The sequence below is a fragment of the Citrobacter sp. Ce129 genome (genome assembly GCF_030334545.1).
GTDB classification, from domain to species: domain Bacteria; phylum Pseudomonadota; class Gammaproteobacteria; order Enterobacterales; family Enterobacteriaceae; genus Citrobacter; species Citrobacter europaeus.
In genome coordinates this window covers 63,111-84,333 of the sequence record NZ_JAOWDS010000062.1, presented here as the reverse complement: position 1 = coordinate 84,333, position 21,223 = coordinate 63,111, and the positions used below count along the sequence as shown (strand labels likewise).

At 52.3% G+C, this 21,223-nt stretch carries 19 protein-coding genes and 1 riboswitch; of the genes, 10 read left to right on the top strand and 9 right to left on the bottom strand.

The features are described from left to right. Positions 1-57: 57 nt before the first annotated feature. Positions 58-234 (bottom strand): hypothetical protein, encoded by a 177-nt coding sequence (locus tag OGV77_RS12380; RefSeq protein ID WP_072033368.1) that lies wholly within the window; start codon positions 232-234, stop codon positions 58-60. 882 nt (positions 235-1,116) lie between these two features. Between OGV77_RS12380 and OGV77_RS12375 the strand changes: the two genes are divergently transcribed. From OGV77_RS12375 to OGV77_RS12360, 4 genes are all read left to right on the top strand, one after another. Further along, positions 1,117-1,680, top strand: a complete 564-nt coding sequence (locus OGV77_RS12375; protein WP_080626083.1) for a fimbrial protein — start codon at positions 1,117-1,119, stop codon at positions 1,678-1,680. A 67-nt stretch (positions 1,681-1,747) separates the two neighbouring features. Beyond that, complete coding sequence (locus tag OGV77_RS12370; protein WP_087051189.1) at positions 1,748-4,195, top strand: fimbria/pilus outer membrane usher protein; 2,448 nt, start codon at positions 1,748-1,750, stop codon at positions 4,193-4,195. Between the two features lie 13 nt (positions 4,196-4,208). Beyond that, on the top strand, positions 4,209-4,940 hold the full coding sequence (locus OGV77_RS12365; protein ID WP_043017649.1) for a fimbrial biogenesis chaperone: 732 nt from the start codon (positions 4,209-4,211) through the stop codon (positions 4,938-4,940). After that, a complete protein-coding gene (locus tag OGV77_RS12360) occupies positions 4,937-6,010 on the top strand; it encodes a fimbrial protein (protein ID WP_043017650.1) in 1,074 nt (357 codons plus the stop codon). Before OGV77_RS12365 ends, OGV77_RS12360 begins: the two co-directional genes overlap by 4 nt. Positions 6,011-6,069: 59 nt before the next feature. Here OGV77_RS12360 and ribB read toward each other — a convergent pair whose 3' ends face one another. Next, complete coding sequence (gene ribB, locus OGV77_RS12355) at positions 6,070-6,723, bottom strand: 3,4-dihydroxy-2-butanone-4-phosphate synthase (protein ID WP_003828424.1); 654 nt, start codon at positions 6,721-6,723, stop codon at positions 6,070-6,072. A gap of 106 nt (positions 6,724-6,829) precedes the next feature. After that, positions 6,830-6,979: riboswitch (FMN riboswitch) on the bottom strand. 132 nt (positions 6,980-7,111) lie between these two features. Between ribB and ubiK the strand changes: the two genes are divergently transcribed. Then, complete coding sequence (gene ubiK / locus OGV77_RS12350) at positions 7,112-7,408, top strand: ubiquinone biosynthesis accessory factor UbiK (protein ID WP_032940759.1); 297 nt, start codon at positions 7,112-7,114, stop codon at positions 7,406-7,408. 32 nt (positions 7,409-7,440) lie between these two features. Here ubiK and glgS read toward each other — a convergent pair whose 3' ends face one another. Beyond that, entirely contained in the window at positions 7,441-7,647 is a 207-nt protein-coding gene (glgS, locus tag OGV77_RS12345; protein ID WP_019077704.1) for a cell surface composition regulator GlgS, read from the bottom strand. 260 nt (positions 7,648-7,907) lie between these two features. Between glgS and OGV77_RS12340 the strand changes: the two genes are divergently transcribed. Further along, positions 7,908-8,537, top strand: a complete 630-nt coding sequence (locus OGV77_RS12340; RefSeq protein ID WP_087051188.1) for an OB-fold-containig protein — start codon at positions 7,908-7,910, stop codon at positions 8,535-8,537. A 23-nt stretch (positions 8,538-8,560) separates the two neighbouring features. Then, on the top strand, positions 8,561-10,228 hold the full coding sequence (locus OGV77_RS12335) for a flotillin family protein (protein ID WP_043017652.1): 1,668 nt from the start codon (positions 8,561-8,563) through the stop codon (positions 10,226-10,228). Positions 10,229-10,293: 65 nt separating this feature from the next. Here the strand turns inward: OGV77_RS12335 and hldE are convergent, their stop codons facing one another. The 3 genes from hldE to OGV77_RS12320 all read right to left on the bottom strand — a co-directional run bounded on the left by hldE (position 10,294) and on the right by OGV77_RS12320 (position 16,020). Further along, positions 10,294-11,727 (bottom strand): bifunctional D-glycero-beta-D-manno-heptose-7-phosphate kinase/D-glycero-beta-D-manno-heptose 1-phosphate adenylyltransferase HldE, encoded by a 1,434-nt coding sequence (hldE, locus tag OGV77_RS12330; RefSeq protein WP_043017653.1) that lies wholly within the window; start codon positions 11,725-11,727, stop codon positions 10,294-10,296. Between the two features lie 59 nt (positions 11,728-11,786). Next, complete coding sequence (gene glnE / locus OGV77_RS12325; protein WP_286502710.1) at positions 11,787-14,627, bottom strand: bifunctional [glutamate--ammonia ligase]-adenylyl-L-tyrosine phosphorylase/[glutamate--ammonia-ligase] adenylyltransferase; 2,841 nt, start codon at positions 14,625-14,627, stop codon at positions 11,787-11,789. Positions 14,628-14,718: 91 nt separating this feature from the next. After that, the gene (locus tag OGV77_RS12320; protein ID WP_043017655.1) at positions 14,719-16,020 is read right to left on the bottom strand and encodes a CYTH domain-containing protein; all 1,302 of its coding nucleotides are present in this window, start codon (positions 16,018-16,020) and stop codon (positions 14,719-14,721) included. A 241-nt stretch (positions 16,021-16,261) separates the two neighbouring features. On the opposite strand from OGV77_RS12320, the gene OGV77_RS12315 reads away from it, so the two are divergent. Both OGV77_RS12315 and OGV77_RS12310 read left to right on the top strand, forming a co-directional pair. Continuing rightward, complete coding sequence (locus OGV77_RS12315) at positions 16,262-16,882, top strand: TIGR04211 family SH3 domain-containing protein (protein ID WP_043017656.1); 621 nt, start codon at positions 16,262-16,264, stop codon at positions 16,880-16,882. A 61-nt stretch (positions 16,883-16,943) separates the two neighbouring features. Further along, the gene (locus tag OGV77_RS12310; protein ID WP_080626079.1) at positions 16,944-18,185 is read left to right on the top strand and encodes a multifunctional CCA addition/repair protein; all 1,242 of its coding nucleotides are present in this window, start codon (positions 16,944-16,946) and stop codon (positions 18,183-18,185) included. A gap of 61 nt (positions 18,186-18,246) precedes the next feature. Here the strand turns inward: OGV77_RS12310 and bacA are convergent, their stop codons facing one another. Both bacA and folB read right to left on the bottom strand, forming a co-directional pair. Beyond that, positions 18,247-19,065: an undecaprenyl-diphosphate phosphatase gene (bacA, locus tag OGV77_RS12305; protein ID WP_003024655.1), complete on the bottom strand. Its 819-nt coding sequence runs from the start codon at positions 19,063-19,065 to the stop codon at positions 18,247-18,249. Positions 19,066-19,151: 86 nt separating this feature from the next. Continuing rightward, positions 19,152-19,520 (bottom strand): bifunctional dihydroneopterin aldolase/7,8-dihydroneopterin epimerase, encoded by a 369-nt coding sequence (gene folB, locus OGV77_RS12300; protein ID WP_003024659.1) that lies wholly within the window; start codon positions 19,518-19,520, stop codon positions 19,152-19,154. A gap of 106 nt (positions 19,521-19,626) precedes the next feature. Here folB and plsY point away from each other — a divergent pair, with 106 nt between their 5' ends. Continuing rightward, positions 19,627-20,244 carry a glycerol-3-phosphate 1-O-acyltransferase PlsY gene (gene plsY / locus OGV77_RS12295; RefSeq protein ID WP_003828443.1) on the top strand — a complete coding sequence of 206 codons (618 nt, stop codon included), beginning with the start codon at positions 19,627-19,629 and terminating at the stop codon, positions 20,242-20,244. 31 nt (positions 20,245-20,275) lie between these two features. On the opposite strand, the gene ttdR is transcribed toward plsY, so the two are convergent. Further along, positions 20,276-21,217, bottom strand: a complete 942-nt coding sequence (gene ttdR / locus OGV77_RS12290; RefSeq protein ID WP_047408535.1) for an L-tartrate utilization transcriptional activator TtdR — start codon at positions 21,215-21,217, stop codon at positions 20,276-20,278. Positions 21,218-21,223: the final 6 nt, after the last annotated feature.

The following is a 21,223-nucleotide window of genomic DNA, read 5'->3' as shown; positions in this document are numbered from 1 at the left end:
GCGGATGCCACCCTGCTAATTTACAGCATCCGCTCATCCATAGCAGAACGTGAAGGACTATTCCTGTTCCTTAACCGCGCTGTTATCCTCGCCAGAATGACGAAAGAGTTTGTTTCGCGCCTCGAGTAATGCATCCCGATCTTGCCGGAATGCCCGACAATAACGCTTCATATGGCAATAATAACCAACCGCAACGAGTGCAATTAATACAATCCAGTACCAGGCAATAAACATTCTTTTACCCTTAAAATTTAACATCATTAAACATTTAACGTTAAAATTTTACACAACCTTATTCTGACATACTCCTATAGTGGCATATTCCTCAAACAAATATATGATTTCGATCATATAAACCAGCAGCTATGCCAATAGCCAATGGCGTTCCAAAAAAATAGACCAATATTGATAAACCTATACTTCAAAATAATAAATAAACCCTTAAACCAGGGTACACATACCATCCAAATATATAAGAATATTAGCACGTGAAATAATACACTCTGTCAAAATTAATGCGCCTATCATCAAATTAGTTTCATCAATATAGTTTTGATTTCATCGACATTATAAGAACATGATAAAAATGGTATTTGCGAACGAATAACCTGCAACCAGATTGTTGCTATTGGTTATGAGCGCTGACTGGGGAGTGGGAAGTGGGAAGTGGTCAAAGCCAAACAAACTGCAGAGTAAACCAAGGCAGAGGTCTGTAATCAGACTTCTGTTTTTCTCACAATAGCTATACAATTCAACTGTTAGTGCTTCTTCGAGTTAAAAACATTTCACAGATATATTCCCCCAACATCAACGATAATTTTTCCATATTGATATATTCTGATTTTCAGAAACATAGTGCATCCAACTCACATTTTTAAAAAAATGTCTTTCTGCCCTTAATACAAGAAAACATAATAAACCATCACACATTCCGTTTCTTAATACCAAAGCAAATATAATATTTATATTATATATGATTATTTAATTGGTAGCGCGTCAAATTCTGAATTCAGTACGAGCACGAACATTCTGGGAATATCTGATGATATAATTTTTTAAAAGGCCTCGTGCCTTAACTTGTATATCAAGGATATTTTCATCACTAAAGGAATGTATATGAAATCAGCAAATAAGGCGCTGTTAGCACTGGCCATCACCGCACTAACCTCCAGCTATGCCTTCGCCGATGTTGATGGCGGTAGCGGCAAAATCACCTTCACCGGTACTATCATCAATGCCCCATGCGCTATTCTGCCTGAAGATATTGATAAGCAGGTCGAACTGGGTGAAGTACCTGCCTCCTACATTAATGCTAACGGGCATTCTGATGCGGTAGATTCCAGCCTGCATTTAATCAACTGTGACCTGCCAAACTCAGACAACGGTAGCGGCGTAGCCGTGAGCAAAGTCGATGTCACCTTCAACAGCGACAGCGTTACAACGGAAGACACCAGCCTGCTAAGCAACACTTTCGCCAGCGGCGCGCAGAATGTTGGTGTACGTTTGCTCGATAAAACGAGTGCCAATATTACTCTGGGTACCGCAAAGACCATTGATTTAAGCGCAGGTTCTGCGACCCAAATTCTGCCCTTTATGGCCTATATGCAAAAAGTGGGCGCAACGGATGTCACCGTGGGCGCCGTCGCCGCAACGGCAACCTACAGACTTACCTATAAGTAAGCACGCAATGGTGGCCGGATGGCCACCATCTAACACTTGCATCGACTGGGTATAGGTAAGGATTGCCATGAATACCTGCAAGATTGCGGCCTGTGGATGTGGGTTGCTGTTGTCATTTTCCGCTCAGGCTGTCGAATTCAACCTGAACGTACTGGATAAATCCATGCGCAACAGTGTGGATCTCTCTTTGCTGAAAGAAGATTCCGCAATAGCTCCCGGAAGCTATTTTGTTACCGTTGCCGTAAATAAAAATCAAATCTCCTCAGGCCGCCAGATAAGCTGGGAAAAACAGGGGGAGAGCGTCGCCGCCTGTATTCCATCTGAACTCGCCGGGCAGTTGGGATTAAAAGAAAAGATTTTAGGTTCACTGCCTGTACAGCACGAGTGCGTCGATTTTACTGAATACTCTGATATTACCTTTACCTTAGATATGGCGAATCAACGTCTGGATATCAGTATTCCTCAGTCGCTATTGGCCTGGAAATCAGAAAGCTGGATGCCGCCCTCAACCTGGGATCACGGCGTGAACGGTCTGCTGTTCGACTACAACCTGTTTGCCAGCACCTACCGCCCCAACGCAGGTGGAAGTACAGAAAACCTAAACTCCTATGGCACCGCGGGCCTGAACATGGGCGCATGGCGCTTACGTAGCGATTATCAGGTCAGCCAAAACCGCAGCGACGAAAGCACCGAAACAACGCGGAGTATTTCACGCACCTATCTTTTTCGTCCTCTCCCTTCGCTGGGCGCCAAACTCACTCTGGGAGAGACAGATTTAAGCTCCAATATCTTTGATGGCTTTTCTTATAATGGCGCGGCTATGGCGAGCGACGACCGTATGCTGCCATGGGAATTACGTGGCTACGCCCCACAAATCAGCGGGATCGCGCAAACCAATGCCACCGTCACCGTTAGCCACTCCGGTCGCGTGATTTATCAAACAAAAGTGGCCCCAGGCCCCTTTGTCATTACCGATCTTAATCAATCCGTACAGGGAACGCTGGACGTAAAAATCACCGAAGAAGATGGCCGCACCAACACGTTTCAGGTTTCTGCCGCCTCCACGCCTTTTCTGACTCGTGAAGGACAGGTCCGTTATAAAATCGCGGCGGGTCGTGCCCGCCCGGACATCTCGCATCACGTAATTGATGATACCTTCGTCAGCGGCGAAGCCTCATGGGGCATGTTATCCAATACCTCGCTGTATGGCGGGATCCTCGCGGCAGGCAGCGATTACCGCTCTGCGGCGTTAGGAATTGGGCAGAACATGCTGTGGCTGGGGGCCGTTTCCTTGGATGTTACGCATTCCAGCAGTACCTTCGATGACGGCCATGAAGAAAGTGGCCTCAGCTATCGACTGAACTACAGTAAACGCTTTGATGCGACCAACAGTCAGGTTTCACTCGCGGCATATCGTTTCTCCGAGCGCGAATTTCATAGCTATGCCAACTTTGTCGCCCATCAATTCAATAATGCGGATACTCAGGACGAAAAGCAGACCGTAAGCATCTCTTTCAACCAGCCGATCGATCCGCTGCGGATGAACCTGTACGTCAGCGCACTGCGCCAGCAATGGTGGGATGGTGACAGCTCCACTACCGCGTCGGTGACCGCCGGTTTTAATTTCGATCTCGGTGACTGGAAAGGCTTATCGCTGTCGACATCCTTCAGTACAACGCACTACGAGGAGAGTGATAACGACAAGCAGGTTTACGTTTCGCTCTCCGTTCCTTTCGACTATGGTCGACGGTTGAATTACGACATGCGTAATAGCAGCAACACTACCAATACTCTCTCGTGGAATGACTCCTCCGATCCACACAACACCTGGGGCGTATCAGCAGGAACCGCGACTGACAGGCCGAACAACGGCGCGCAGTTCAGGGGAAATTACCAACATACCACCCCTGCCGGAGAACTGCAGTTCTCCGGAAGCTATGCCGCCAGCGACTACACCTCTGCCAGCGCCAGCTGGAACGGCTCAATGACCGCGACGGGCAACGGCATCGCGTTACATCGCCGCAGCTTTGGCAATGAACCCAGAGTCATGGTCGGGGCCGACGGCGTTGCCGACATTCCTGTGCAGGGCGACAGCAACCGTACAAACCATTTTGGCTATGCCGTTGTGCCGATGATTTCCAGTTATCAGCCCTCAACCATCGCCGTCAATATGAACGATCTGCCTGACGGCGTTACCGTTGATGAAACGATCACCCGCCAGACCTGGACCGAAGGCGCCATTGGCTACAAGTCACTGGTATCACGCTCAGGCAAAAATATTACCGTCGCTATCAGAATGGAAAATGGCGACTTCCCGCCACTCGGCGCGATCGTACGTCAAATTGAAAACAACGCAGAAGTAGGAATGGTCAGCGAAGATGGTCATGCCTGGCTTGGCGGCGTCGACAGTGGACAGCAGTTTACGGTGATGTGGGGTGACAAACAGACTTGCACCATCACTTTGCCAGACGCGCTGGATATCTCCACCCAGTACCTGATTTTACCTTGTCATTAATTAAGGATGAAAAATGGCATTATTCAAAGGATTACCAATTGTATTACTCGCCTTATCGCTCACCAGCCAGGCGGCAATTCAGCCTGATAGAACGCGGATTATCTTCAACGGCAACGATAAGGCCAGCAGTCTGAAAATTGAAAACCAGAGCAAGCAGTTACCTTATCTGGCTTACTCGTGGATTGAAGATGAAAAAGGTAATAAGGATGACTCTTTTTTAGTCGCCCTCCCCCCAATACAGCGGTTAAACCCTGGGGCAATTTCGCAGGTGAGAATTGTTAAGCAAGATAAAGCACGCTCGCTTCCTCAGGATCGGGAATCACTGTTTTATTTTAATGTTCGGGAAATTCCACCTGCACCAGAAAATAAAGGCAACAATGCCATCGTGCAGATGGCGCTGCAATCCCAGTTGAAATTATTCTGGCGTCCAGCGGCTTTGAAGAAAAAGCCGGGTAGTGAAGTTGAACTTCAGCTCAAAGTTAGCCAACAGGGAAATACGCTGTTGGTTAATAATCCTACCGCCTACTACATTACGTTGGCTTTTTTTGGCAAAGACAGCAAAAGCCAATTGTCAGGCTTTAGCAGTAAGATGATTGCCCCTTTTTCCTCTGTCACATTAAATGCCGGCGGTTATAACGGAAATGCGTTCGCACTAGGATATATGGATGATTATGGCGGACTGCGCATGCTGAACGTGAAATGCCATGGTCAATGCGATCTTATCGTGCCGGAGGCCAGAAAATGATCCGCGCGCTACGGTTATTTCTGCTGTTAATATTCATCGCGCTCCCTTTTCGTTCAGCGCTGGCGGTTCACTGCTATCTGGGAGCCACCGGTGGTCCTGTTGAAGGTTATACCGCTATCGAGCCGTTTGCAGTCCCTAACAACGCCAAACCCGGGGACAAAATCTGGGAAAGCAACGATATAAAAATCCCCGTCTACTGCGATAACGCAACCTCCGAAAATGCTTATAGCAGCGAAAACGTCTACGCATGGGTCAACCCCTACACCTCAGTCAACGATACCTATTATCAACTGGGCGTCACCTATGAAGGCGTTGATTATGACGCCACGCAAGGCGCAGTGAGTATTGATACACATCAGTGCATTGATAATCAGAAGCTTAAGATCTATACCGCCGCGCAAATCAAAGCCAGCGGTTGGGAACATTATCTCTGTTCAGGTAATGCAGAAGATACGCACTATTCAAGAACGTTCATTGCCCGCATGCGCCTGTACGTAAAAGTGATTTCGATGCCCCCCCACGACTACGCCAGTAGCATCGGTGATTATATTCTGGTGCAGTTTGATGGTGTTGGTGGGATTAACGTCAGCCCGGATGCCTCGAACCTGAAATATCACGTCACCGGCTTAGATCAAATTCGCGTGCTGGACTGTAGCGTTAAATTCAATATTTTCCCGGAAAATCAGACTATTGATTTTGGTACCTTCAATAATATGGAGATTAACGCCAAAACGCTGACAAAAGCGTTCTCGATTAAAACAACCAAGAATCTGAATTCTGACAGTGGATGTACCGATACGTTTAAGGTTTCATCATCATTCTATACCACAGAAGAATTGGCAGAAAATGACACATCCTTAAGAATCGGCAATGGTTTACAATTAAAAATACGCAATACGGAAGATAATACGCTCTCAACCTATAACGCCTACTCTGAGTATGCCGAATTCGATACAGAATTACTGACCAGAGAGAAAAGTTATCAGGCTGAATTAAGTCAGGTGACTGGCGATACCGTAAAGACCGGCCCTTTCGAAACGGTGGTATTATTTAAAATTAACTACAACTAAGCGCAAAAAAGCCGATGACATTGCATCGGCTTTTTGCGTTTTACCCGTTCGTCTTGCGATTAGCTGGCTTTGCGCTCATGCGCCTGACGGTAGGCCACCAGATCTTCGATAGTAACCACCGCCATATTATGCTTGCCGGCAAATTCGATGCATTCTGGCGCACGCGCCATGGTGCCATCGTCGTTGGTCAGTTCGCACAGCACGCCTGCCGGTTTAAACCCTGCCAGCGTCATCAGGTCGATGGTTGCTTCAGTATGACCACCGCGGGTCAACACACCGCCTGCCTGAGCACGCAGCGGGAAAACGTGCCCCGGACGGTTAAGATCGGAAGGTTTGGCGCCATCCTTAATTGCCGCACGCACCGTAGTCACACGGTCCGCAGCGGAAACACCGGTGGTCACGCCCTCTGCTGCTTCAATGGTCACGGTAAAACCGGTACCGTAGGCGCTGGTGTTATTTTCCACCATCATTGGCAGATCGAGCTGTTTGCGTCGGTCTTCAGTGATGCACAGGCATACAATACCGCTGCCGTGGCGGATGGTCAGCGCCATCTGTTCAACGGTCATGGTTTCTGCCGGGAAAATCATATCGCCTTCGTTTTCACGATCTTCGTCGTCAAGCACCATTACACCGCGTCCTTCACGCAGCGCAGACAGCGCATGTTCAACACGTTCGAAAGGCGTACCAAAAGAGGAAAGTAGCGTCTGATTCATGGTAAAAAAACCTCACTAAAATTATGGTTACCAGAATCAGGGCAGTCTTAGGAGTACCGTCTAAGCGGCAAAAAAATAACGTGAGCGGGTCCATGCCCGACTGGATCGTTACTCTCTCCCATCCGGACTCTAACCGTCGGCCCCGGAATTACACCGGATCTGCTGACCTTTTTGCCGTAACAAAAAGCGCTCGCGGGCTTTCAACATTCGTTGATTTACCGCCGGTGGGGAATTTCGCCCCGCCCTGAGAATAAGCGGGTTAACTATAACGCTATTGATTACCTTCATCAACGCCTTTGCTCGTCTTAGCTTCACACAATTCTGGTTTATGCCTGTGCCAGTTCGCACTACAATAGGCAGCAACACGTACCAGTTCAGGGAAACCACAATGATTGACCCGAAAAAAATTGAGCAGATTGCTCGTCAGGTTCACGAGTCGATGCCGAAAGGGATCCGCGAGTTTGGCGAAGACGTCGAGAAGAAAATTCGTCAAACGCTGCAGTCACAGCTAACCCGTCTGGATCTGGTAAGCCGTGAAGAGTTTGATGTACAGACTCAGGTTTTGCTGCGTACCCGTGAAAAACTGGCGCTGCTTGAGCAACGTCTGACTGAGCTGGAGTCGCGTGAAAAAACAGCAGAAGTTAAGCCAGCCCCCGCGATCCCGCCAGTCGATCCGCAAGAGTAAAACGACAACGGGCCGCAAGGCCCGTTTTTCTGTTAGTGTTCCAGTTCTAGCTTCCTGGCCTCTGTAGCCTGCTGGCAGTACAGCGCATAGCGTTTGCAAAACCAGCTACGATGTTCTTCATCCATGTTCCCAGTTATCGCCTGGATATCAACGGGATGGCCCTCAGCCTGCATCCTGGCAAAACTACGGGCCAGGAAATCGAAATTGTTCATTGAATACATATTGCTGTTCATGAGCATACCCTCCAGTTATTGAATATCTGCTAAGGCCATATGCTTTTTCTAATTTCAGTATTTCCCTGGATACGAAGTTATTCTGTACATATTGTGCGCAAAAAAACCGCCTGCTTCACAGTTTCCTACGAAATCTAAGAGGGGGATGACCCCCTTTTCGGATTTAAGGTCAGGGTGACGCATGTTATTGTAACGACATGTAAAAGTAAGGGGTAAAACCATTACTTTTGATACTGACAGGGAACGCAGTAACAGGAGGAAACAACTTGGTATTATTCACGGATTACAACAACCCCTACCTGTTTGCTATTTCATTTGTACTGCTGATTGGCCTACTGGAAATCATCTCTCTGATTTTTGGCCATTTTCTTTCAGGTGCGCTTGATGCTCACCTCGAACATTACGATGCCCTGACCTCCGGCAATATCGGCCAGGCGCTTCACTATCTCAATATCGGGCGGATCCCGGCGCTGATCGTACTGTGCTTACTCGCAGGCTTCTTTGGACTCTTCGGTATCCTCCTTCAGCATGGCTGGGTCACGCTGTGGCAAGCACCGCTCAGCAATCTGCTGCTCGCGCCGGTGAGCTTTATTTTTGCGGTCTTCGCCGTGCATTACAGCGGGAAAATTATCGCCCCCTGGTTGCCACGGGATGAAACCACCGCCCTCGCTGAAGATGAGTTTATCGGCAGCATGGCAATTATTACCGGCCATTCTGCGAGTGCCGGAACCCCATGCGAAGGCAAATTTACCGACAAGTTTGGGCAGACCCACTATGTGCTGCTGGAGCCTGAAGCGGGCAAAGAATTCAAAAAAGGAGACAAGGTGCTGATTATTTGCCGACTCTCTGCAACGCGTTACCTGGCCGAGCTAAACCCCTGGCCGACTGTTTTATAATTTTATACAGAGGGACCTTATAGATGGATGATGTTTTAGGCATGTTACCTTCATGGATGTTTACCGCCATTGTCGCGGTGATCGTCTTAGTAATTATCGGGATTATTTTTGCCCGCCTGTATCGCCGCGCGTCTGCTGAACAGGCGTTTGTGCGTACCGGCCTTGGCGGGCAAAAAGTGGTGATGAGCGGCGGCGCAATTGTCATGCCTATCTTCCACGAAATTATTCCTATCAACATGAACACCCTCAAACTTGAGGTGAGCCGTTCAACTGTCGACAGTCTCATCACCAAAGACCGTATGCGCGTGGATGTCGTCGTCGCCTTTTTCGTGCGTGTAAAACCGTCTGTGGAAGGGATTGCTACCGCCGCACAGACGCTGGGACAGCGAACGCTGTCGCCAGAGGATTTACGTGTGCTAATAGAAGATAAGTTTGTCGATGCCCTGCGTGCCACTGCGTCGCAGATGACCATGCATGAACTGCAGGATACGCGTGAAAACTTCGTTCAGGGCGTACAAAATACCGTCGCGGAAGACCTGTCCAAAAACGGCCTGGAACTGGAGAGCGTTTCACTCACCAACTTTAACCAGACCGAAAAAATCCATTTCAACCCCAATAACGCCTTTGATGCCGAGGGTCTGACCAAGCTGACCCAGGAAACGGAACGTCGTCGTCGCGAACGTAACGAAGTCGAGCAGGACGTAGAAGTTGCCGTTCGAGAGAAAAACCGTGATGCGCTGTCGCGCAAGCTGGAGATCGAACAGCAGGAAGCCTTCATGACGCTCGAGCAGGAACAGCAGGTGAAAACCCGCACGGCCGAGCAAAATGCCAAAATTGCCGCCTTTGAAGCCGAACGTCATCGTGAAGCTGAACAGACGCGTATCCTAGCTGAACGCCAGATTCAGGAAACAGAAATCGAGCGCGAACAGGCGGTGCGTTCAAGAAAAGTCGAGGCCGAGCGTGAAGTTCGCATCAAAGAGATCGAACAGCAGCAGGCAACGGAGATCGCCAACCAGACCAAGTCCATCGCTATTGCCGCCAAGTCCGAACAGCAGTCTCAGGCTGAAGCACGCGCTAACGATGCGCTGGCCGAAGCGGTTCGCGCCCAGCAAAACGTAGAAACCACCCGTCAGACTGCAGAAGCGGATCGTGCCAAACAGGTGGCGTTGATTGCCGCCGCGCAGGATGCGGAAACACAGGCCGTTGAGCTAACCGTACGTGCGAAAGCGGAGAAAGAAGCGGCAGAATTGCAGGCCGCCGCGATTGTTGAACTGGCTGAAGCCACGCGGAAAAAAGGTCTGGCGGAAGCAGAAGCACAACGCGCGCTGAACGATGCCATCAACGTGCTTTCCGACGAACAGACCAGTCTGAAATTTAAGCTGGCCCTGTTGCAGTCCCTGCCAGCAGTCATTGAGAAATCCGTTGAGCCAATGAAGTCTATCGATGGGATCAAGATTATTCAGGTTGATGGTCTCAATCGCGGCGGTGCAGTCGGTGAAGTGACCGCAGGTAACGTAAACGGTGGGAATCTGGCGGAGCAAGCATTATCCGCAGCTCTTGCCTATCGTACACAAGCGCCGCTGATTGACTCGCTGTTAAATGAAATTGGTTTGTCCGGCGGTTCGCTGTCGGCGCTGGCCGATCCGCTGAAAAACAGCCCACAGCCTGTTGAGAAAACGACTGAAGAATAAGATATAGAATTGCCGGATGGCAACGCTGACGCGTTTTATCCGCCATCCGGCAAACTTTCCAGGTGTTACTTATCGCTGTCTTTCTGGATCTTCTTGATGATATTGGTCGTTGAGCAGCCATCTTCGAAGTTCAGCACCAGCACTTCACCGCCGTTCGCCCACACCTCTTCGCTGCCCGCAATATCTTCCGGCTTATAGTCGCCGCCTTTGACCAGCAGATCCGGCAGGATGCCGGCAATCAGACGCTGCGGCGTATCTTCTTCAAAAGAAACCACCCAGTCGACGGACTCCAGCGCGCCCAGCACGATCATACGCTGTTCCAGCGGATTGACCGGGCGAGATTCGCCTTTCAGACGTTTGGTCGAAGCATCGCTGTTTACCGCTACGATCAGGCGATCGCCCAGCTTGCGCGCATTCGCCAGATAGGAAACGTGGCCCGCATGCAGGATGTCGAACACGCCGTTGGTCATCACCACTTTCTCACCGCGCTTGCGGGCGCTGGCAACGGCCTGTTTCAGCTCAGATTCGCTCATCACGCCAAAGCCAGTATCGGCCCGACCGCGCACGGCGTTTTCCAGTTCAATAGGAGAAACGGTGGAGGTCCCCAGCTTACCGACGACTACGCCTGCTGCGGCGTTAGCAAAATAGCACGCTTCTTCCAGGGTGTTACCCGCCGCCAGCGTCGCCGCCAGCACGCCAATAACCGTATCGCCCGCACCGGTCACGTCATACACTTCCTGCGCCTGCGTCGGCATATGCAGCGGCGATTTGCCCGGTTGCAGCAGCGTCATCCCCTGTTCGGAGCGCGTGATCAGCAGTGCGGAAAGGTCAAAATCCGCAATCACTTTCATGCCGCGCTCAACCAGTTCATCTTCGCTTTTGCACTTGCCCGCTACCGCTTCAAACTCAGACAGGTTCGGCGTCAGCAGCGTTGCGCCACGGTAGCGTTCAAAATCGGTCCCTTTAGGATCGATAAGCACCGGCACCCCAGCCTTCCGCGCCAGCGCAATCATCTGCTGCACGCTTGCCAGCGCGCCTTTGGCATAGTCGGAGAGTACCAGTGCGCCGATAGACCCCAGCGCCTGGTTAATACGCTCGTGCAGCGGCTGCGGATCCACACCTTCAAAGCCTTCTTCGAAATCCAGGCGAATCAGCTGCTGGTTACGGGAAAGTACGCGCAGTTTGGTGATCGTCGGATGAGTGGGCACGGAAACGAAGTCACATTTTACGTTCACATCCGCCAGCGTTTTGCTCAGCGCACGCGCCGCGTCGTCAATGCCGGTCAGGCCCACCAGACGCGAATTCGCTCCCAGAGAGGCTATGTTCATCGCCACGTTTGCTGCGCCACCGGGACGTTCTTCGATGGTATCAACCTTCACCACCGGCACCGGCGCTTCAGGTGAAATACGGCTGGTAGGACCGTACCAGTAGCGATCCAGCATCACATCACCGACAACCATGACTCCTGCACGTTCAAACTCTGGCAGCGTTACTTTCATTCCTGTCTCCTGAGAGATTCTCTGAGGGTCTTAAAATTTGCGCGCGATAATAGCACACTTCACTCGGCAACCAGCCACTTCTGCCAGCTGTCACGCACCAGCGTACGTTCAGCGTCGAAGTGCTCCGGCGCCACATGGCCCGGAAGTTCCTGCAACGCAAGATGGTGAAGTTCATCGCGCAGCGTCGTATAAGCACGAGTAAGCGCCAGCGCTTCCTGCTCATCCATAATGTCGTTTTGCGCCAGTAACTCCAGAATGCGCACGTTATCCGACCAGCGCGTCAGCTTCGGTTTTTCATGCGCATAGCGCAACACCAGATATTGCGTAATAAACTCAATGTCGGTGATACCGCCTTCATCCGCTTTAATATCAAAACGATCGCGATGCTTATTGCCCAAATGGGCACGCATTTTCTCACGCATTTCGCGCACGTCGGTCTGCAAGGTTTTGCCATCGCGAACGAGGGTCATGATATCGCGACGAATCGCATCGAACTGAGAGGTCAACCGCGGGTCGCCGTATACCACGCGCGCACGTACCAGCGCCTGATGTTCCCATGTCCAGGCTTCGTTGCGCTGGTAATCGGCGAAGGCGTCGGTTGATGTCACCAGCATTCCCGCCGCGCCAGACGGACGCAGGCGCGCATCCACTTCGTACAAAATACCGGACGAGGTACGGGTGCTGAAAAGGTGCATAATGCGCTGCGACAAACGCAGATAGAACTGTCGCCCGTCAATCTCACGCTCACCGTCCGTCATCACGTCCATCGGACAGTCATGCAGGAAGATCAAATCGAGATCCGAGCTGTATCCCAGCTCCCAGCCGCCCAGCTTGCCATAACCGACGACGGCAAAACCGCGCCCCTCGCGTTCGCTAAGATGAGTGGGTTGCCCGTAGCGAGCAACCATCTGCATCCACGCTTGCTGGACTACCGCATCAATAATAGTTTCCGCCAGCCAGGTTAGGTGATCGCTTACCTTCATCACCGGCAGCGTTCCGGCGATATCAGCCGCGGCAATACGCAACAACTGCGTTTGCTTAAACTGCCGCAGCGCTTCCAGTTGCTGCTCTTCGTCATCTTCCGGCACGCGCAGCAAATACTGGCGTAACTCATCACGGTAGGCGTCCGTCGCGGTGGGTTGATACAGGGTGTTCGGATCCAGCAGTTCATCGAGCAACAGCGGATACCGCGCCAGCTGGCTGGCGATCATCGGCGAGGCGGCACAGAGCGAAATCAGGTGCTTCAGCGCTCCAGGGAATTCGCTCAGCAGCTCCAGATAGGTCGTGCGGGTCACAATACCCACCAGCAGCGGTGTAATGCGCGACAGCGGTACCGAGGCGTCGTCACGCGAACAGACATCGCTCAGCAGATGCGGCATTAAATGATCCAACACCTGCCGTCCGCGTGGGCCAATGGTGCGTTTATCCAGCTCTTTGCGGAAATCAGCAATCAGAGACAGCACGCGCCGGCGATCGTCATCAGCCAGATGCGTCAGCACCGGCGTGGTGTCATCTTCCTGCAAGGCGTCCTGCCACAGTTCGCGCCATTGTTCTGAGAGCGACTCTTCCTGGGTTTCAGCTTCGTCATCGCCAATCAGCTCGTTAAATACCCGGCGCACGTTGTTCATATGATTTGCCAGCACATCGGTTAACTGCTGCCAGTCATCGACGTTCATCCCCCACGCCAGCCGCGCGCGATTCAGTTCATCGCCAGGAAGCGTTTGGGTCTGTTCATCATTGATGCTTTGCAGCAGGTTTTCGAGGCGGCGTAAATAGAGATAGGCTGCTCGCAGTTGTTCCGCATCGGTATCAGACAGCAGGTGCAGCGCATTGATGGCGCTAAGCGTCGGTAACAGCGAGCGGGATTGCAGCGACGGCTCGCGCCCACCGCGAATCAGTTGGAATACCTGTACGATAAATTCGATTTCACGAATGCCGCCCGCCCCCAGCTTGATGTTGTCTTTCAGGCCACGGCGGCGCACTTCTCGGGCAATCATCCCTTTCATGTTACGCAGAGACTGGATCACGCTAAAATCAATATAGCGGCGGAAGACAAAAGGTCGCAGCATAGCGCGAAGCTCGCTGACGTAAGTGCCATCGGAATCGCCCATAATGCGGGCTTTGACCATCGCATAGCGTTCCCAGTCGCGCCCTTGTTCCTGGTAATAATCCTCCAGCGCGGAGAAGCTCAGCACCAGCGGGCCGCTGTCGCCAAACGGACGTAAGCGCATATCCACTCGATAAACAAACCCATCCATTGTGGGCTGATCCAGCACTTTGATGAGCCGCTGGCCCATACGGGTAAAGAACTGCGCGTTATCCAGTTCGCGACGCCCACCCTGCGTACTGCCGTGCTCCGGCCAGGCAAAAATCAGGTCAATATCAGAGGAAAAATTCAGCTCGCCGCCGCCCAGTTTCCCCATGCCTAAAATCAGCAGCGGCTGCGCAACACCTTCAGGATTACAGGGCGTTCCCCACTCGCGACAGCAGGCGGCGTATAACCAGTCGCGCGCGGCGACGATCAGCGTTTCAGCCAGATGGCTTAACTGCTGCAAAATACTCTCTTCCGCCACCAGCGACAGCGTCTGCGCCCAGGCGATACGCACCATGATGTGACGGCGAAACAGGCGTAGCTCGCGCATCAGCGTGTTTTCATCGCTGACGTCGGCCAATGCTTGCTGTAACCAGTCGGCATAGTGTTGCCATTCATCCGCCTGAGGTGGCGCGCTTTCCAGATCTACCAGCCATTCGGGATGGGCAATAATGCTGTCGCGGACAAAATCACTGAATGTAAGCACTGACTTCGCCTGCACGCTAAGCGAGGACTCAGATATTGCTGCTGGCAGCCGCCCCACAACGGTCGGCCAGTACTGCTGTAACGGTGAAGAGAGCTGCTTCATTTATGGACATCCTTTGCGTATTGAGGCCCAAGGTATGGCCTTATAGGCCTGATAAGCGCAGCGCCATCAGGCATCCCGGTCTCAACCCTGATTATCGTTTACCGCTATGCAGCCAGAACGGTTCCAGCGCGATTGCCTCGTTGCGGAAGTGTTCAATTTCAATATATTGGTTGGCCGCAATGGCGTGACGCAGACCCTGCCAGTTGGCGATCCATTCCGAGGCAACATTTTCGTCGTAGTACCCCGCCAGCATCAGCATGCTATCAATATTGCGCGTCAGGCGTGGAAGCTGGTCGGCGTACTGATCGCCAAGCGGCTGAGCAAAAGCGGTTTTCAGTTCAGCGGCATGGCGCGAAAGATGAGTATCTGAGAAACGCTTAAAGGAGTCGGCAATTTTGCCCTGCGCCTTCTCATCCAGGAACGACTGCCATCCTTTGGTCACCAGCCATTCGGTCAGGGCAAGTTTAGCCATTGCTGTTTGCGTGCTGTAAACCGCCGAAACGGCAGAAACATCCGACGCCATGACCGCTTCCGACTGGGTCAGCAAATCACGTAAGTGAGCGCTCGCTTTTCGCGGCACATTACCGCCAAACAGCATCAGTATGTGACGCACCAGGCCCATTGCCGCCAGCACCTCGGCTTTCGCTCCTTTGACGCCGCGCACCCACAGCTCTTCATGGTACTGCCACTGTGATAATGCCAGCTCCAGCGCCGCTTCCAGCCCTTGCTCAATGCTCGCCTTCGCCGGAACCTTCAAAATGCGCGTAGGTCTGAGTTCACGCGGCGCATTCCCCTGAGCCAGATGATAGCCACGCGCCGCTTTACTCAGACTGCCCTGGCGTAAGCCGGCTTGCGAAACCAGCTGGTTTGCCAGCTTCAATACCGCACGGGTATCGCCGCTTAGCAGTTCAAGTTCAAGCTCACAGATAGGTTCAGCAAACTCGCCCGCTTTCACTTCCCCAAGGTCGAGAGCCATTTCAATTCGACTGCCGTCAACATCAAGGAGCCATTTCTCACGATAAAAATCGGTGCTGAACAGCGGCTGCACCTGAGAGGCAAGTTCAGCAGGCAGCTCGCCATCGGGCCAGACTTCCGTTGGGAACAGAGCGAGATCCAGCTCTGGCGCGTTTAGCGCAACGTTATATTCAGGCCGCTGATGCAGGCCGCCCGTCACCCGTCCGGCAATTTTCATGGTCATTTCGTAATGACCATTCTCACCACGAATACGCAGCCCCATATCGTGACCACGCAACCACGCATCCGGCGTTTCGTAGTAGATATTCAGCAACTGACTGGGCGCATGATGCTCACCCCCCAGCGTATTCAGACGTTCACGTAGCGCATCTACAGCATCACTATTGACGATAAATTTTAATTCGATTTCCTGGGCCATGGTCTTGTACTTATGGGTTATGTCACAGTTGAGAAAACTGACTGCGAACTAAGTTCGTTCTTTATGGTCAGTAGATAGTATTTTGCGCCAAATTGCCATGCAACGAGCAATTTGACGGGCGTAAAAGTTTCGGGTGGTGGCTAAAAGGACACAGATGATTCCGATTGATGTCGAATGCTTTGCGTAGAGACACTGATGCCACTACTATCGTTCCACTTTCTATGACAATAACGACAGCCTGATGCCAAAATTACGCCTGATTGGATTAACTTTACTCGCACTTAGCGCCACTGCAGTTTCTCATGCCGAAGAAAAGCGCTATGTCTCTGACGAACTGAACACCTGGGTCCGCAGCGGTCCGGGAGATAATTATCGCCTCGTGGGCACGGTTAACGCCGGCGAGGAAGTTACGCTATTACAGACCGATGCCAACACTAACTACGGCCAGGTGAAAGACAGCACCGGTCGTACCGCCTGGATCCCGCTGAAAGAGCTGAACAGTACGCCGAGCCTGCGTACCCGCGTTCCCGATCTGGAAAACCAGGTTAAGACCTTGACCGATAAGCTCAATAATATCGATACCACGTGGAATCAGCGCACCGCCGATATGCAGCAAAAAGTATCGCAAAGCGACAGCGTGATCGACGGTCTGAAACAAGAAAACCAGAAGCTGAAGAACGAGCTTATTGTGGCGCAAAAGAAGGTCAGCGCAGCCAACCTTCAGCTTGATGACAAACAGCGCACCATCATTATGCAGTGGTTCATGTACGGCGGCGGCGTACTGGGTCTTGGTCTGCTGCTCGGTCTGGTTCTGCCGCACATGATCCCAAGCCGTAAACGCAAAGATCGCTGGATGAACTGAATCGCCTTCTCCGCCACACTGACATATGATTAAGAGATCATAATTTCAAAAGGAAAGTGGCGTGAAGATTTATCTGGTCGGTGGTGCTGTTCGGGATGCGTTATTAGGGCTACCGATTAAAGATAAAGATTGGGTTGTTGTCGGCGCCACGCCGCAAGAGATGCTCGACGCGGGCTACCAGCAGGTAGGCCGCGATTTTCCCGTGTTTCTGCATCCGCAAACCCGGGAAGAGTATGCGCTGGCGCGTACCGAACGTAAATCCGGTTCGGGGTATACCGGGTTCACCTGCTACGCCGCGCCGGATGTAACCCTGGAGGCCGATCTTCAGCGGCGCGACCTGACTATCAACGCAATCGCCCGCGATGACGATGGAGAGATTATCGATCCGTATAACGGACGCGACGATCTGGAAAGGCGTCTGCTGCGCCATGTTTCTCCTGCCTTTAGCGAAGATCCGCTGCGCGTGCTGCGCGTGGCGCGCTTTGCTGCCCGCTATGCGCACCTCGGCTTTCGTATCGCTGACGAAACCATGACGCTGATGCGCGACATGAACGACGCTGGCGAACTGGAACACCTGACGCCAGAGCGGGTGTGGAAAGAAACAGAAGGCGCATTAACCACCCGCAACCCACAGGTATTTTTTCAGGTCCTGCGCGACTGCGGCGCACTGCGCGTTCTGTTTCCGGAAGTGGATGCTCTGTTCGGCGTTCCCGCGCCCGCTCAGTGGCACCCGGAAATCGATACCGGTATTCACACGTTGATGACGCTGTCGATGGCAGCCATGTTAAGTCCGGAGGTCGACGTGCGTTTCGCCACGCTGTGCCACGATCTTGGCAAGGCGTTGACGCCAAAAGCGCTGTGGCCGCGCCACCACGGCCACGGTCCGGCTGGCGTTAAGCTGGTCGAGCAACTGTGTCTGCGCCTGCGCGTGCCGAATGACATCCGTGATTTAGCCAAACTGGTGGCCGAGTTCCACGACCTCATTCATACCTTCCCGATCCTGCAGCCAAAAACCATCGTTAAGCTGTTTGATTCCATCGATGCCTGGCGTAAACCGCAGCGCGTGGAGCAAATCGCCCTGACCAGCGAGGCCGACGTACGCGGGCGAACCGGTTTTGAAGCGGCGGATTACCCGCAAGGCAGACTGTTGCGCGAAGCCTGGCGGGTTGCGCAGGCGGTGCCAACGAAAGACGTCGTTGAGGCGGGATTCAAAGGTCAGGCTATTCGCGAGGAGCTGACCCGGCGTCGCATCGCGGCAGTGGCATGTTGGAAGGAGCAGCGTTGCCCTAAACCCACCACCTAAACGGATATAACCCGTAGGCCGGATAAGGCGGAACGCCGCCATCCGGCACCACGGTAAGTCATCAGAAGAACACGACGTAAACGGCAGCCGCTACAACAAAGCGATAAATCGCAAACGGAATGAACGAGATACGCTTAATCAGCTGCAGGAAGGTTTTGATCGCTACCAGCGCCACGATAAACGCCGTCACGAAACCGACGGCAAACATCGGGATATCTGATGCGCTGAGAAACGACCAGCTCTTGTAGAGATCCAGCGCCGTTGCACCCATCATCATCGGCACGGCCAGCAGGAAAGAAAACTCAGACGCCGCGTAACGGCTCACGCCCATCAGCATACCGCCAGAAATCGTCGCCCCGGAGCGAGAAAAGCCCGGCCACAGGGCCAGACACTGGAAACAGCCGATCATAAACGCCTGCCGATAGGTCATATCATCCAGACCCGGCGCACGCGGCTCTTTCGGCTTCAGGCATTCTGCGGCAATCAGCAGCACGCCCCCTACCACCAGCGCATACATCACGTTGATCGGGTTAAACAGCGATTTGATGGTGTCGTGGAATATCAGCCCCAGCACTACGGCTGGGATCATCCCCAACAGAATATGTCCCAGCGTCAGTCGACCTTTGCCAGTACCTTCATGCGGGGCTTTGCCGAAGTGAATGCCAATCAAACTAAACAGACGTCGCCAGAACATCACCACGACTGCCAGAATAGAACCTAGCTGGATTACCACCTCGAAAGTTTTTGCGGTGTCACCCTCAAAACCCAGCAGGTGGCCAACAATAATCATATGGCCGGTACTGGAAACGGGTAAAAATTCCGTCAACCCTTCGACCACACCCAAAATTGCCGCCACCAGCAGCGAGTGCATATCACTCATTAATAAACCCCTAGATAGAGAAACCACGGCAAAAAAGAGCCGACGAAAGGACCCTTTTATACCCGTTTGTTTTAGAAATTATTAAATTAATTATTTTCTTTCAGATTATTGCCACGCTCAATGATAACCCCGACGTTCGCCGCACGGGCTACCGCGCCAGGTTTACTGAGTTTGATCCGTACCCAGGGAGAATTAAAGCGGCTAAGCAGCAGATCCGCCACCTCTTCCGCCACGCGTTCTACCAACGCAAAACGCCCACCTTCCACATGATTAACAACCGTTTGAGCAATATCAGCATAGCTCAGGCAATCAGCCACATCATCGCTTTTAGCCGATTTGCGGTTATCCCACGCCATTTCGATATCGAACACCAATCGTTGCTCGATCGTTTGTTCCCAGTCGTAAACACCAATAGTGGTGATTACAGAAAGTTGCTCTATAAATACAATATCCATCACGACCTGCCTGCTTTTTGGCTAACCCGGATACCACTTCCGGCGAAATATGCGTATTATCCACAGAAGTAGCGTTTTACACGACATTTTCAAAACGGAACAGCTTATGAGTGCAATCGCGCCTGGAATGATTATCTTCGCGTACCTCTGTGGCTCAATTTCCAGTGCTATTCTGGTATGCCGCCTTGCTGGATTGCCGGACCCGCGCGACAGCGGCTCTGGGAATCCGGGCGCGACGAACGTATTGCGCATTGGTGGCAAGGGAGCCGCCGTCGCGGTACTAATTTTCGACGTCCTGAAAGGTATGTTACCCGTCTGGGGTGCCTATGCGCTAGGCGTCAGCCCCTTCTGGCTGGGATTGATCGCGATCGCCGCCTGTCTGGGACACATCTGGCCAGTATTCTTCGGCTTTAAAGGTGGGAAAGGCGTTGCCACCGCCTTTGGCGCAATTGCGCCGATTGGTTGGGACTTAACCGGCGTGATGGCCGGAACCTGGCTGCTGACCGTCTTATTAAGCGGCTATTCGTCGTTAGGCGCTATCGTCAGCGCGCTGATCGCCCCCTTCTACGTCTGGTGGTTCAATCCCCAGTTCACGTTCCCGGTGTCTATGCTGTCGTGCTTAATTCTGCTACGTCACCATGACAACATTCAGCGTCTGTGGCGTCGTCAGGAACCAAAGATCTGGACCAAGCTGAAGAAAAAGCGCGAAAGAGATCCCGAGTGATTTCGATGTCGGATAGCGACGCGACGGCGTCTTATCCGGCGTGAGGGATGTGATACCCCTCCACCGGTTTGCCTAATCGGTTCTGACACCACGTCGCCAGAAACTCCACGCACACGCGCAGCTTCACGCTGCGATACAGCGGCTCCTGATAAACCGCCCAGATATTGGCGCTTTGCGCATAGTCCGGCAGCACACGCACCAGTTCACCGCTTGCCAGAAACGGCTGCAGGTCCCATTCGGAACGCAGCATAATCCCTTTCCCCTGAAGCGCCCACTGCAGCACAATCTCACCGCTGTTAGAGGAAAGATGACCCGCTACCTTGATCGACTTTTTCTCCTTGCCGTTATCCAGGTCCCACACCCCGTGAGTCATATCGCGTTCTTTGGTAACCAGACAATCATGCCGGCTTAATTCCTGTAGCGTCATCGGTTTGCCGTATTTTTGTAAATACATCGGTGCTGCACATAATATTCTTCTGTTTTTCGTTAACAAATGCGCAATATAATAATCAGGAATTTCGTCATTAATACGAATATCCAAATCAATATTATCCTGTGCCAAATCAATTTGCCGATCGTAAAGTTCAAAATGCACCTGTAATTCAGGATAGCTATGCATCAATTCGGTAATTGCCGGTGCAATATAACTGCGCCCAAAACCAAAGCTACAGCCGATACGAATCATCCCTGCCGGGCGTGTTTTGAGCTGCGTGACGTCATCGACCAGATGCTGATAGCCCGCAAGAATAGCCTGCGCATGTTCATAGCAACGTTGACCACTCTCCGTTAATGCCACACCGCGCGCAGAGCGGCTTAGCAGCGTCGCTCCCAGCGTGGCCTCAAGGATCTGAATGCGTTTCGTCACAAACGCCGGCGTTTGGCCAAGCGTCGCTGCGGCGGCGCTGAAGCTGCCGCTACGCACAATTTCGACCAGCACCTGCAGGTCTTTCGCCAGGGGATACGTGTTCAGCATGATCGG

Bases quoted from the DNA above. Each gene is read 5' to 3' on its own strand.
- OGV77_RS12380 (WP_072033368.1), bottom strand. From the start codon at position 234: ATGTTTATTGCCTGGTACTGGATTGTATTAATTGCACTCGTTGCGGTT.
- OGV77_RS12375 (WP_080626083.1), top strand. From the start codon at position 1,117: ATGAAATCAGCAAATAAGGCGCTGTTAGCACTGGCCATCACCGCACTA.
- OGV77_RS12370 (WP_087051189.1), top strand. From the start codon at position 1,748: ATGAATACCTGCAAGATTGCGGCCTGTGGATGTGGGTTGCTGTTGTCA.
- OGV77_RS12365 (WP_043017649.1), top strand. From the start codon at position 4,209: ATGGCATTATTCAAAGGATTACCAATTGTATTACTCGCCTTATCGCTC.
- OGV77_RS12360 (WP_043017650.1), top strand. From the start codon at position 4,937: ATGATCCGCGCGCTACGGTTATTTCTGCTGTTAATATTCATCGCGCTC.
- ribB (WP_003828424.1), bottom strand. From the start codon at position 6,723: ATGAATCAGACGCTACTTTCCTCTTTTGGTACGCCTTTCGAACGTGTT.
- ubiK (WP_032940759.1), top strand. From the start codon at position 7,112: ATGATTGACCCGAAAAAAATTGAGCAGATTGCTCGTCAGGTTCACGAG.
- glgS (WP_019077704.1), bottom strand. From the start codon at position 7,647: ATGCTCATGAACAGCAATATGTATTCAATGAACAATTTCGATTTCCTG.
- OGV77_RS12335 (WP_043017652.1), top strand. From the start codon at position 8,561: ATGGATGATGTTTTAGGCATGTTACCTTCATGGATGTTTACCGCCATT.
- hldE (WP_043017653.1), bottom strand. From the start codon at position 11,727: ATGAAAGTAACGCTGCCAGAGTTTGAACGTGCAGGAGTCATGGTTGTC.
- glnE (WP_286502710.1), bottom strand. From the start codon at position 14,627: ATGAAGCAGCTCTCTTCACCGTTACAGCAGTACTGGCCGACCGTTGTG.
- OGV77_RS12320 (WP_043017655.1), bottom strand. From the start codon at position 16,020: ATGGCCCAGGAAATCGAATTAAAATTTATCGTCAATAGTGATGCTGTA.
- OGV77_RS12315 (WP_043017656.1), top strand. From the start codon at position 16,262: ATGCCAAAATTACGCCTGATTGGATTAACTTTACTCGCACTTAGCGCC.
- bacA (WP_003024655.1), bottom strand. From the start codon at position 19,065: ATGAGTGATATGCACTCGCTGCTGGTGGCGGCAATTTTGGGTGTGGTC.
- folB (WP_003024659.1), bottom strand. From the start codon at position 19,520: ATGGATATTGTATTTATAGAGCAACTTTCTGTAATCACCACTATTGGT.
- plsY (WP_003828443.1), top strand. From the start codon at position 19,627: ATGAGTGCAATCGCGCCTGGAATGATTATCTTCGCGTACCTCTGTGGC.
- ttdR (WP_047408535.1), bottom strand. From the start codon at position 21,217: ATGCTGAACACGTATCCCCTGGCGAAAGACCTGCAGGTGCTGGTCGAA.